The organism is Nostoc sp. DSM 114161, assembly GCF_052692665.1.
Genome location: NZ_CP195141.1, coordinates 667979 through 681241, shown reverse-complemented (window position 1 = coordinate 681241; position 13263 = coordinate 667979). Strand labels below are relative to the sequence as shown.

Genomic DNA, 13263 nt, shown 5'->3' with positions numbered 1-13263 from the left:
TCCTTCTATTAGAATTGAATATACTTAACCCGATGAAATTTTTCATCAGATTTTTCTATTCAACTTTGGACATCAAGCTTTTGAGAAGATTCTGTTACTATTCAATTATTTTTCAAACTTAAAACTTTGATTATCGGCTTGATGTGCTATTTCTGATAATTTGAATTGTTCCCCCACAAATGTCAAAGAATCAGCTAAATGTTCTCGCCAATATTGCCAAGTATGGCCGCCAGGAAACTCGCGAAATAGATGGTAAATTTTCAGTTGCGCGAGGAGTTTACTAAATTTTTGGCCTTCCTCAATTTCTTCAATATCCGATTTCCCAGTGTCGAGGTAGATTCTCAACCGTTTTTGGGCTTGTAGTGGAATAGTTTTGATAAAAATTATTGGGCTATTGTTCGGGCCACTTTTATCCTGAAAATAACCACTGTGACTAAATAAAATTGAGAAATGATTCAGATTGTGTAATCCTACATTAACAGCACCCCAACCGCCAGAAGATAAACCACCTATGGCCCAAAAATCTGGATTTTTTATTGTACGATAACGGCTTTGTACAACTTTTACTAATTCATCTCCCAAGGCTGTGGAGACTTTACCGTTTGGGCCATCAATATATTCAGGGTCTCTGTAGGGGCTAGAGCCGCGTTTGTCGTTGCCATCTGGTGTAATAATTATGCTGGGCGGCAACTTACCTGTAGTATAAAGTTGTTTGATAGTTTTGAGAGCTTGTCCCTTATTTTCAACAAACCAATCTGTAGCATTACCATGTCCGCCGTGGAGAAGAAAGATTACAGGATAGTTGCGTTTTGGATTTTGTTCGTAGTCAGGGGGTAAAGAAACCGCGTAGGTACGACTTGTACCCATGACTTGACTATCGTAAGTTTCAATCTTATAGCTCAGGGGAGTAGCCAAGTTACTAGGATTAGGCTGGGATGGAGAAGGGGAAGGCGTTGTTTGTAAGTTTTGCTGTTGGGGTGGTTTGGCGACGACACTTTGGGATAAATTACAACTAACTAAGGTTAATACTGAAAGTAGCAAAAACATTTTTGATTTTTCGTAGTTCATCTTTAAAGGACATTAGACATTTGGTACTAGCAATCAAAAGTTTACGCAAGTAATTTGTCAATGTTGTGTCAACATGATGGAAACTGTACGACTAGTTCTCAGTTAAAAATCAAAAGTTAGGATAAGTTTCTTGAGGATGTCTAAAAAGCTGCGAATTAATTTCAGTTCTTTGTTTGGCTTGTTGCTATTGATGCTTTCTTTGTGGGCGATCGCTCGTGAATTGCAGGAGTATAATTATCGCGATATCCTCAACTCTTTAGCAGCAATTCCCAAAAGTCGCTTAAGTTTGGCAATTTGGTTGACAGCTTTGGGCTATTTAGTGATGATTGGGTACGATATTTTGGGTTTTAACTACATTAATCGTTCCCTAAGCTGGAACAAAATAGCTTTCACTAACTTTATTAGCTCTACATTTAGTAATACTATTGGTTTTGCCTTGCTGACTGGCAGCGCTATCCGTTATCGATTTTATGCTAATTGGGGAGTGTCAGCAGTGGCGATCGCTCAAGTTATTGCTTTCGTTAATTTCACTTTTTGGCTGGGAATGTTTGCCACCGCTGGATTGATATTTTTTACCAACCCTTTAACAATTCCTACACAACTACATTTGCCTTTTACAACAGTACGTCCTATCGGGATATTTTTTCTGTTGTTAATTGCTATATACTTGTTGGGAAGTATTTTAATTAAACAACCATTAATTATTCGTCAACACGAATTTCGCTTTCCTTCCTTGCCAATATCCCTAGCTCAAATTGTAATTTCTAGCCTTGACTGGATTCTGGCTGCGGCAATTCTTTATGTAATACTTACTAATAATACATCTTTATCTTATTTAGACTTTTTAGGAATTTATTTACTAGCGATGTTTGCAGGTGTAGTGAGTAATATTCCTGGCGGTTTGGGTGTCTTTGAAACTGTAATATTGCTATTTTTGTCATCCAAAATTTTGCCAGTGACGATTCTGGGTTCCCTATTAGCTTATCGCGGAGTATACTACTTTTTTCCTTTGCTGCTTGCAGCAGGGTTGCTAGGAATGTATGAAATTAAATTGAGATCGGGGGCGGGAAAAAAATTTTAATAAATTCTGAGAGGATGTCCAGTTTTCCAACCCGGAGATTTACCTGGTGGTTTTGGCGGTTGGGCAGGAGTAGAAACTCTGACCAAAATCCCAGGCATCGCTTGTGCAACTCGTCCAGGAGTCAGCCAGGTACTAGCATCTCTTTCAGAAATTACGCAATATGTGACTGAAAACCTTATTCAAGCGTTGCGGTAATTCATCAGGGCTTACGCAAAATAACGAAAAACGTAGACGCACAGCGGTGAGGTAGTGCATTGGGCGGGTTTCCCGACTTGAAGCAACTACCGAACCCGAAGGGCTTGCCGCAGGCTACCGCAAAGGACGCAGCGAAAAGTCGGAGCGCCGGCTTCCGGCGATGCCTTCTCTACGAGACGCTGCGCGAACGGCAACGCGAAGCGCGAACTGAACTTTTCAAGACAAAGTACACAAAGAAATAAGAGTTTCAGAGAGTTTTTGCGTAAGTCCTATCATGTAGATGCACAGCGGCTACTCTGCGAGAACGCTAAGAGCGAACCCGTAGGGTATTACCGCTACTTTCGTTATCTTTTGCGTAAGTCCTGTGTTTTTTTTGCACAGCTACTACCTGACGTTCGCTCTTCTTTAGTCTAAAGTCCAGAATTAAAGCAAATTCCATAATTTATTCTGTTTTTTGTAAATTCCCAGTCCCTAATCCCCAGCGATGCACTGAGCTTGCCGAAGTGTCACCAGTCCCTTTTATGCAGATGATTGTTACCTTTGCGGTGGTTAAGGGAATTATGAGATGGAGAACTTTTAATATTTAAAATTCCGCAGGGAATGGAAAACTCCTCTATTATTCAACCCATAGAACCAAATTCACAACAGCAAGAATCTCATTCAGATGTGGCATTTTCCTTGCGCCAGAATGAGCAACAAAAAGCTTTGTCTAGAGTTATTGCCAGAATTCGTGAATCTTTGGATATAGACGCCATTTTTAAAATCACAGTTACTGAAGTCCGCCAGCTTCTCAAAAGCGATCGAGTTGGTGTGTTTCGTTTCTATCCTGATTTGGCATGGGAAGGAGAATTTATCTACGAAGATGTGCGAAGTGAATTGAGTTCAGCACTAGCAGCTAAAGTGCGCGATCATTGCTTTGCCGAAGATTTTGCACATCTTTATCAGCAAGGTCGAATTAAAGCAACAGCTGATATTTATCAAGTTGGCGTCAGTGATTGCTACGTTCAAATTCTGGAAAAATTTCAGGTACGCGCCAATATTGTTGCTCCCTTATTGAACGGTAAAGATTTATGGGGATTGTTGTGTATTCATCAGTGCGATAGTCCTCGGCAATGGGAAGCCTCAGAAATTGAGTTTGTCCAACTGATTGCCGAACATTTAGGAGTAGCTTTGCAACAAGCCGATTACCTAGAACAAGTAAAACTACAATCGGCACAACTAGCGCAAGCTAAAGCAAAAGAAAAAGCAGCAGAATGGCAGAGAACTATAGCCATAACTATTGAGAAAATTCGTCAGTCCCTGGACTTAGAAAGCATTTTCCGCACCAGCACCGCAGAACTCAGACAGCTACTAAATGCCGATCGCGTGGCGATTTATCGCTTCAATTCAGATTGGAGTGGTAAATTTGTGTTTGAATCAGTGGCAGAGGATTGGATATCGCTGATAGATGAGCAATTCCACCGACCAGAATTGAGCGAAAACGTCAGCGAATGTAGTGCTAAAGATTTAGCTAAACCCCCAGTTGCTGATACCTATCTACAAGAAACAGCAGGCGGCCGCTTTACCAGAAGTGAAGTGTACCGTCTTTGTAATGACATTTATAATGCAGGCTTTAGTGACTGCTACATTAAAATTTTAGAGATCTATCAAGCAAGAGCTTATGCGATCATTGCTATTTACCACGGGCAAAAGCTCTGGGGCTTGCTAGCAGTATACCAAAACACCGGAACCCGCGATTGGCAAGAAGATGAGGTTTACTTGCTCACCCAAGTTAGCACCCAACTAGGTGTAGCTTTGCAGCAAGCCGAATTCTTACAACAAATGCAACTCCAAGCAGCACAAATAAGTAAAGCTGCTGAAAGGCAAAGAGCTTTAGCGAACACCGTAGAAAAAATTCGTCAGTCACTGGAAATTGAAGCCATTTTTAAAACCACTACTCAAGAAGTCCGACGGTTATTAGAAGTAGAACGAGTAGCAATTTATCGCTTTTATCCTGATTGGAGTGGCGAATTTGTCGCTGATTCGATTGTTGATGGCTGGACGCCAATGGTTAAACCCCAACCTGTGACGGAAGGCGTTCTTGTACAAGGAACCCAAGCAGGTAAGTATGCACGTAATGAAGTTTTTGTCCCTATTTCTCAAGGAGAGAAGCTTTGGGGATTGTTGGTAGCTTATCAAAACTCCCAGCCCCGTTATTGGCAAGATGAGGAAATTAATTTGCTGGCGCAAGTTGGCGTGCAATTGGGGGTAGCATTACAGCAAGCTGAATCTTTAACAAAGGTGCAAGTACAAGCCCAAAAGTTGGCTAAAGCTGCTGAAAGAGAGAAAGCATTAGCCGCAACAGTAGAGAAAATTCGCCAGTCTCTTGATATTGACACCATCTTTGCTACAAGCACAGAAGAAGTCCGACGGCTATTAGAAGTTGATAGAGTGACAATCTATCGATTCCGCACTGATTGGAGTGGCGAATTTGTTGCTGAATCTTTAGGTGAAGGTTGGATACCAGTCAGGGAACTTGTAAGTGCGATGTCTAAGACGGACTACGCCTACGCAGATGATTACTTACAAAATACCCAAGGAGGAGATTTTGCTAATGGTCAAATACTTGTCATTAAGGATATTTACAAGGCTAATTATTCTGTCTGTGATATTGCCCCCATAGAGCTAATTAAGGCTAGGGCATATATGATTGTACCAATTTTTCAGGGCGAGAAACTCTGGGGATTACTAGCAGCATATCAAAATATGAAGCCCCGTGATTGGCAAGAAGATGAAGTAGATTTGCTGATGCAAATTGGCACTCAGTTAGGAGTCGGGCTTCAACAAGCGGAATTACTCGAACAGACTCAACGTCAAAAAGAAGAACTCGCCCAGACTCTTAAAGAATTGCAGCAAACTCAAAGCCAGTTGATTCAAAGCGAAAAAATGGCAGGCTTAGGACAATTAGTTGCTGGAATTGCACATGAAATTAACAATCCAATTAGTTTCATTTACGGCAATATCACTTATGTTAGCGAACATGCTGAAAATTTATTAAAATTACTCCGCTTCTACGATCGAGAAGCCCCGAAAATAACAGCAAAAATTCAACAGCAAGCAGCAGATATAGATTTAGATTTTATTGCCGATGACTTACCAAAAATTCTCACTTCAATGACAATGGGCGCAGAACGAATTTCTCAATTGGTATTGTCTTTACGGAGTTTTTCTCGACTCGATGAAGCCGAAATGAAACCTGTTGATTTGCATGAAGGTATTGATAGTACTTTGTTGATTTTACAACATCGATTGCAACCACAAACTAATTCTTTTGCCATTGAAATAATTAAAGAATATGGCGATTTACCTCCGGTGGTTTGCTATGCAGCGCAAATGAATCAGGTTTTTATGAATATTCTGAATAATGCGATCGATGCTCTGGAATATGCAGTAAATATTGGTCAAATAGTTGATAATCCAAAAATACGAATTCGGACAAAAGTTCGAGAATGGAATACTATTATTATTTGCATTGCAGACAATGGTTGTGGTATTCCAGAAACGATGCGATCGCGCATTTTTGAACCTTTCTTTACTACTAAGCAACCCGGTCAAGGTACGGGTTTGGGGCTATCTATTAGCTATCAAATTGTTGTAGAAAAACATGGCGGTAATATCAAGTGTGTTTCTCAACCTGGTAAAGGCTGTGAGTTCTGGATCGAAATTCCTATAAAACACAGAGTTACTTAAAGAAGAATTCAGAACTCAGAATTCAGAATTTTTGTTAAATGGTATGACGCCAATATTACTATTTTGTGAAAAAATAGCTGAATTTCTTAATTTTGAATTAGTATTAGGTCTATAATATCGATTTAATTGACGATTGGAAAAAGCTCTATGCGTCTTTCTATCAGCGTAGTAAGTAATGTGAAAATGATTACAAAAGATGGATTAATAAAATCCAGGTGCAGAAGTCAATTCTTAATCCAAAATCGTTCGGCTGAACGTAGCCGCTTAAAATCTAAAATTATATAGGTTCAACTAGAAACCGAACAAATCTCATTAGTAATTATTTGGCTACCAGTGCAACACTCTACAATTGCTGGCAATTCCTTTTCAATATCAATTGGAGTTCCTCTTTTAGCAATTTCTTTTATTTCTTGAAAAATTTTAATTACCAAATCTTGGTTTTCAATAAGTTCTTCTCTACCAATTTGTTTGAGAGCTAGTTTAACAGCGATATATCCTGATTGTACCCCCAATGCCAAGCTACTTTTAATTCCTAAAACTTCTGGATTTAAACTTTGATAGAGCTTTTCATCTTTTGCTACAGCATTGACATGAACGCCGGCATAGTGGGTAAAGGCATTTTTTCCCACTAAGGGATGATGAGGAGAAATAGATATGTGGGAATGGTCGCTGACAAAATCATATAATTCCTTTAAATGGCTCAAATTCCAAGATGATTTTTCTTCAACTATATCTGTTAAATTTATGAGTAGTTCTGCTAAATCTACAATGCCGGAACGTTCCCCTAATCCCATGACAGTTACATCAATAATATCCGCTCCCGCCTTGTAAGCATCTAGCGCATTCGCTAAGGCTAAACCGCGATCGTTGTGGCAATGAATTTCGATTTTTGGATATAATTCATGTTTTGCCAATTCCCCTTTGAGGGTTTTCACATAATAAGAAATACTGCGATTTTGAGCAAATGGTGTTGTATATCCAGTTGTATCAGCTATGCTGATGATATTAGCTCCTGCTCGTACTGCTGCGATCGCCGCTGCAATCACGTTTTCCATAGGCGATCGCACTGTATCTTCTGGAGTATAACGAATTACTAAGTTTTCTTGCTGCTCTCTGGCATAAGTTATAACTTCAACAATTTTTTCTATTGCTTTTTCTAAGCCAATATCATAATCCTGTTGCAATCGTTTCTCGGAGACGCTAAAAAAGATACCTAAAAAATTGACACCACACTCTAGGGCTTTTTTAACATCGTCTTTTCGACAAAGTGAATGAGCGCCTATTTTGGCCTTAAGACCAGCATTGGCAATACGAGCGATCGCTAAAGCAATTTCTCTATCTACCGCCGGATTACCAGCTTCAATAATATCAACTCCGATGCAATCTAAAAACTGAGCGATCGCTAACTTGATATCAGGAGGAAAATAAACTCCAGGAGTTTGTTCCCCTTCTCTCAAAGTAGAATCCAGAATTTGAATCATCTCTTCTATAAATTTAGGAACAAATTTTCTCTGTGGTTGATTATACTAAGCCTTGAATACCACAGTGGATCGATTTAATAGAAAAAATGTCATTAAGAATACAAAATTCTGGAAAAATTTGGGTAAATATTTTTTACTAATTATTTTATATCTTTGGAAATAGGTAATTAGTCCTCTAATTACCTATAAGGAGAGCGATCGCTTTGGGTTAAACTTGGAGCAATTTATACCACAGGCTAGGCTTGGGCGCTGCAAATTAACTAACCCATAGCACCCATGACTGGATGGAAGTAGAAGGCGAACCCCAATACTGTATAAGCAGCTAATAATAAAGTGCCTTCGAGCCAATTAGACCTACCATCAGAACTAATGGTGTTTGCAATCAACACTGACACAACCACAGCCACTAATTCAAAGGGTTTAAAATCCAAATCCATCGGCTGACCGAATAGCAATCCTGCTATCACCAACACAGGCGCGACAAATAGGGCAATCTGCATACTCGATCCCACAGCCACAGAAAGCGAGAGATCCATTTTATCTTTCATAGCTACGGTGACTGCTGTGGCGTGTTCAGCAGCGTTACCAATGATGGGAACTAAGATCACCCCTGTAAACAATGATGTCAAACCTAGCTGGGATGTAGCTACTTCTAAAGAATCCACCAGCATTTCTGACTCAACTGCCACTAACAAGGTGCATACTAGCAGCACACCAACCCACAACGCAACATTGGGTTTGCTATGGGAAATTTCCTCTTCTTCTGCGTCTGCTACACCCACATCATACAAATAAGAGTGAGTTCTCATGGAAAACAGCAGCGTTAGGGCGTAAACCAGGATTAACACTACGGCAACGGCAACAGATAGATATTGCAGGGTTTTTTCGTTAACTCCTGTAGCGGTGTAGTTCATCGCTGTAGGCAACAAAATGGCAATCACAGCCAAATTCATCGAAGCTGCATTCACCCGCGCCACAATTGGCTGAAATGTTTGTTCTTTGTAACGCAGTCCTCCCAAAAGCATGGAAAGACCCATCACCAGCAGTAAGTTACCGATAATCGATCCCGTGATACTGGCTTTGACTACATCTATCAAACCAGCCTTTAGAGCTACTAGCGCTATGATCAGTTCTGTAGCATTGCCAAAAGTGGCGTTTAATAAACCCCCTAATGACGGCCCCACTACTACAGCAATTTCTTCTGTGGCCGTTCCCATCCAAGCCGCTAAAGGCAAAATCGCTAATCCAGCTGTAATGAAAACTATCAATTCTCCCCACTCTAGAAAGTGGGCTGCCAGAGAAACCGGGATAAACAGTAACAAAACCAGAAAAATAATGTTTTTAGTTGACATTTGTTGGTTTGAGTTGAGGGTATCATGCACAGCGGGTAGTCCTAAATTTTATATTTGGAGTGTTGAATTGAAGAAGAATACAGAATTCCGAATTCAGAATTCCGAATCAATAAGTGGGGAATTCCCATCTACTAATCATCACTCCCATAGGATACTCTCAACCCTCTGTAGGCCAATTCAGAGATTTTACTGTTTTCAGTTTACTCTTGTGGATGTTATGTAAAATAATGTTGCCATTTAAGAAGAGTTCGTAATCTTTTGTTGCAAAAGTATGAAATGGATTCAGAATATTACACCAAAAATGGGGTTTAATATATTAAAAGACAATTAAGTTTTTGATTGGCGCTGCCAACGAGAAAACCCCTAAATGAGGCGTTGTTAAATGGCTAATTACTTGAAGCCTTCGGGGAAAGGGCTGTGCGATAACGCAGATTTCCCACTATACTAAAACGGCTTTCTCAAAAATTTGGTTGTATTCATAGTTGTTGTTTATACCGGATTTTGTGTTCAAACCATTGTAGAAACGTTTATGCACAAAGTTTAACGGTGCAACTGCGAGTTTTTTGTTTTGGATATATATACATGACTTCTGCTGCACAAATGCCAGCTAATGGCTCAACGTCAACATTCCATTCAGATTCTCCGAACACTCACCAGACCGATCCCCTGAAAACGGCTCATGGTGTTTATGTGGCGGTGCATGGTCATTTTTACCAGCCACCGAGGGAAAACCCCTATCTGGACGCGATTGAACGCCAACCGAGCGCTGCACCTTTCCATGACTGGAACGAGCGGATTCATTGGGAATGCTATCGCCCGAATGCTTTTGCCAGAGTCTTAAATGACCGAGGCGAAGTGATGGGGATCGTCAACAATTATGAGTATTTTAGTTTTAATATCGGCCCAACGCTGATGTCGTGGTTAGAACGCTACGATGTGGAAGTTTATCAGCGGATTTTGGAGGCCGATGCCAAGAGCAGTCAACGGTTGCATGGTCACGGGAATGCGATCGCGCAAGTATACAATCACATCATCATGCCTCTGGCGAATCAACGCGACAAATATACCCAAATTCGCTGGGGCAAAGAAGACTTCCGTTCCCGATTTGGACGCGATCCCGAAGGTATGTGGTTGGCAGAAACCGGTGTGGACTACCCCACTCTAGAAGCTTTAGTTGCGGAAGGTATTCGCTTCGTTATCCTTGCACCGTCTCAAGCACAGCGCTGCCGTCCCTTCCCAACTAAAGATAATCCCAATCCTCAATGGTACGAAGTCGGCGGCAGTCAGATCGATCCCACCCGTCCCTATCGTTGTTATTTGAAGCCTACGCTGGACACTTCATCTTCCCCTCTAAGTACGATCCACGATAGTTCCAAGGATGGAAGTAGGGAAGGATTACCCTATATTGATATCTTCTTCTACGACGGCCCGATATCGCGGGACATGGGTTTTAGTGATGTGGTTTATAATTCCAATCACTTTGCTGGACGTATCGGTTCGGCGGTGCGTGGGGATCATCGTCCGGCACAGTTGATTTCTGTGGCCACTGATGGGGAAACCTTCGGACATCACAAGAAAGGAACTGAAAAAACTTTAGCCTACGCCTTTACAACAGAATTTCCCCAGCAAGGTTGGACGGTGACGAACTTTGCCCACTACCTGAGTTTAAATTCTCCTACTTGGGAAGTGGAATTGAAGCCAATCACAGCCTGGAGTTGCGCCCACGGTGTAGACAGATGGCAAGATAACTGTGGTTGCGGTGGAGAAGGTGGTGTTTGGCATCAAAAATGGCGTCGTCCGTTGCGGGATGCTCTCAATTGGCTGCGGGATCAACTAATTGAAGTGTACGAAGAATATGGCAGGCAGTTATTTCGCGATCCCTGGCAAGCGCGGGATGAATATATTCAGGTGATGCGCGATCGCTCAAGCGCCAATGTCAACCGTTTCCTTTCCCGCCATCAAACCCACAAACTAACAGCCGCCGAACAAGTAGACGCCCTGCGTTTGTTGGAAATGCAACGTCATGCTTTATTGATGTTCACTAGTTGTGGTTGGTTTTTTGAAGAAATTTCCCGTCCAGAAGGTACGCAGATTCTCCGCTACGCCGCCCGTGCTTTGGAATTGGCAGGGGAAGTAGCAGGCGTACAGTTGGAAAAAGGCTTCGTCAGACATCTTGGCCTCGCCCCCAGTAATGTCGAGCAATTCAAACATGGCGGCGAAATTTATCGGCAATTAGTACTCACAGCCCAACTTGGTTTTAAACAAGTAGCAGCCCATTATGCCATTAGTTCCTTGTTTACCAATCAGGGATCGGCATTGGGTAATGGGCACTCAATGGGTACTCACACAAAGCGAGTTTATTGCTACGCCGTCAATGAGCTAGATTACCAACTCCAACGTATGGGATCGCTGACTTTGGCTGTAGGCAATTTAAAGCTGGTATCAGAAATTACCTGGGAAAGCGAACATTTAGTGTTTGCGGTTCTGCATTTGGGAGGTTGGGATTTCCACTGCTGCATCCAACAATTTACTGGGCGGCGTGACTACACCCAATTAAAAGAAAAGGTGTTTGGAGCGCTGCAACAAGCGAGTGCGGCTCATACCATCTTGGCAATGACGCAATTCTTTGGCGAAGATACTTTCAGCTTGGAAAATCTATTTGCAGAAGAACGCCACCGGATTATGCGGTTGCTGAGTCAGGAAACACTGACAGGCTTAGGACAACTTTATACCCAAGTGTATCGCGATAATTATGGTGTGTTGATGGCCTTTCATCGAGATGAAATATCAGTACCACAAGAATTGCAAGTAGCGGCGGAGATAGCTTTGGGGCATCGCTGTATGATGACATTGCGATCGCTTGAGCAAGATATTACCGAACCGCAAATGCGTTGGAACCACATATTAGAATTGGAGGCGATCGCCACAGAAGCAAAACATCTGCGTTGTCGGTTGAATATTCCCGACGGCAAGCAGATATTAGAACAGTTAATTATGCGAGCGCTCTGGCAATTGTTACATGATGCAAATGGTAGTTTTAATGCAGATATCCAACAATTGGAGCGGTTGATTGATATCGGGGATCGATTAAATATTGATATTTCTTTACATCGATCCCAAGAATTATATTTCAGTTGTCTGCACAGTCAGATAATACCTTTGTGTCTTACCACCCTGAGCAACGAAGAAGATATTTATCAGTGCCGACAGCTGCTCAAGTTGGGCAAAAAGTTAGCGGTTGATGTCAGTATGATTGCAAATCAGTTGCCATAATATCTAGGGGGGCACAGCTAGTTGTGTGCCCCTACCACGTATTGCATCCATACAAGAATTACTACAAATCGAAATGGCGTCTAAACCGGGGATCGATCCTGTCGGTTTTTTTCTGATTGCAGGTAAAGCAGAGAGTTTGTAGATTGCTGATATCGTTTTGACCGCCACGAGCCAAGGGAATGATATGGTCAATGGTCAGGTTAGTTTCTGTTGCAGTTTTACCGCAGCTTCGGCATTGATATTTGTCACGTTGCCAGACATATTTTTTTACTTCCGGCGGAATATAAATACGGGGAGTTTTACTCATAAATGTTTAGGCAAACTTTTTTCAAAGCGATGTCTGACCACAATAAGCAGAGTGTCTACCCAAGTTGGTATTTATTAAGTTAAAACCCTACCGGATAGGCTGATACAGTAAAATTATAGTGATAGCCTAGCAAGAAAAATAGAGACGTAACATTAATAACTACATAACACAGTCAACTAAGCAAAGGCATAAAGGAAGCCATTCCTGCTAATTAATAGAGGTAAAAATGGAAACTACAACCAGAAAACAGGCTTTAATCAAAGCTATTTATGAGCGATTAGAACAAGCTTATGAAGACACTTTAGAGGATGTCATAGAACTTTTAGACATTCGCAAAGCAGAAGACCAAGAGGATATTCAAGCTTTACATGAAGCACAGGAAGATATTAAGAAAAATGGCACTATTCCCTGGGAACAAGTTAAACGAGAATTAGCCAGTGAATAAATATAAAATTGAATTTTCTAATGCTGCATTGAAACAACTTAAAAAACTACCTGTAAAAGTACGGACAAGAATACAAACAAAAATTGATGAACTAGCTGATAATCCACGTCCAAACGGGGTTGTTAAGCTAGAAGATTCGGACAATGGTTATCGAATTAGAATTGGTAATTACCGAGTTTTATACAATATCTTTGATGATGTATTACTGGTTACTGTTGTCAGAGTGGGGCATCGTAAAGACGTTTACCGCGGCGAATGAGACAATCAGTTTAAAACAGGCGATGTCTACGAAAAGCTCGCCTAAGGGAGAGCGAATACTCATATTTTTCTAA

Annotated in this window: 9 protein-coding genes; 5 read left to right on the top strand and 4 right to left on the bottom strand. The window is 41.3% G+C overall.

Annotated elements, in window-relative coordinates; translation table 11 throughout:
• Positions 1-105: 105 nt before the first annotated feature.
• The gene (locus tag NSTC745_RS03010) at positions 106-1047 is read right to left on the bottom strand and encodes an alpha/beta hydrolase (RefSeq protein WP_445635823.1); all 942 of its coding nucleotides are present in this window, start codon (positions 1045-1047) and stop codon (positions 106-108) included.
• Between the two features lie 157 nt (positions 1048-1204).
• Here NSTC745_RS03010 and NSTC745_RS03005 point away from each other — a divergent pair, with 157 nt between their 5' ends.
• Both NSTC745_RS03005 and NSTC745_RS03000 read left to right on the top strand, forming a co-directional pair.
• Positions 1205-2149: a lysylphosphatidylglycerol synthase domain-containing protein gene (locus tag NSTC745_RS03005; RefSeq protein WP_445635822.1), complete on the top strand. Its 945-nt coding sequence runs from the start codon at positions 1205-1207 to the stop codon at positions 2147-2149.
• 795 nt (positions 2150-2944) lie between these two features.
• Positions 2945-6073 (top strand): GAF domain-containing sensor histidine kinase, encoded by a 3129-nt coding sequence (locus NSTC745_RS03000; RefSeq protein WP_445635821.1) that lies wholly within the window; start codon positions 2945-2947, stop codon positions 6071-6073.
• A 287-nt stretch (positions 6074-6360) separates the two neighbouring features.
• Here NSTC745_RS03000 and NSTC745_RS02995 read toward each other — a convergent pair whose 3' ends face one another.
• Together NSTC745_RS02995 and cax are read right to left on the bottom strand one after the other, a co-directional pair.
• Positions 6361-7554 (bottom strand): LeuA family protein, encoded by a 1194-nt coding sequence (locus tag NSTC745_RS02995; RefSeq protein ID WP_445635820.1) that lies wholly within the window; start codon positions 7552-7554, stop codon positions 6361-6363.
• A gap of 260 nt (positions 7555-7814) precedes the next feature.
• Positions 7815-8936, bottom strand: a complete 1122-nt coding sequence (gene cax, locus NSTC745_RS02990; RefSeq protein WP_445635819.1) for a calcium/proton exchanger — start codon at positions 8934-8936, stop codon at positions 7815-7817.
• A gap of 552 nt (positions 8937-9488) precedes the next feature.
• On the opposite strand from cax, the gene NSTC745_RS02985 reads away from it, so the two are divergent.
• Positions 9489-12179, top strand: coding sequence for a DUF3536 domain-containing protein (locus NSTC745_RS02985; RefSeq protein WP_445635818.1), 2691 nt, complete (start codon positions 9489-9491; stop codon positions 12177-12179).
• A 61-nt stretch (positions 12180-12240) separates the two neighbouring features.
• Here the strand turns inward: NSTC745_RS02985 and NSTC745_RS02980 are convergent, their stop codons facing one another.
• Positions 12241-12486: an HNH endonuclease gene (locus NSTC745_RS02980; protein WP_445635817.1), complete on the bottom strand. Its 246-nt coding sequence runs from the start codon at positions 12484-12486 to the stop codon at positions 12241-12243.
• A 226-nt stretch (positions 12487-12712) separates the two neighbouring features.
• Here NSTC745_RS02980 and NSTC745_RS02975 point away from each other — a divergent pair, with 226 nt between their 5' ends.
• Positions 12713-12931 (top strand): hypothetical protein, encoded by a 219-nt coding sequence (locus NSTC745_RS02975; RefSeq protein ID WP_445635816.1) that lies wholly within the window; start codon positions 12713-12715, stop codon positions 12929-12931.
• Positions 12924-13190, top strand: a complete 267-nt coding sequence (locus tag NSTC745_RS02970) for a type II toxin-antitoxin system RelE family toxin (protein WP_445635815.1) — start codon at positions 12924-12926, stop codon at positions 13188-13190. The genes NSTC745_RS02975 and NSTC745_RS02970 overlap by 8 nt, the downstream gene beginning before the upstream one ends.
• Positions 13191-13263: the final 73 nt, after the last annotated feature.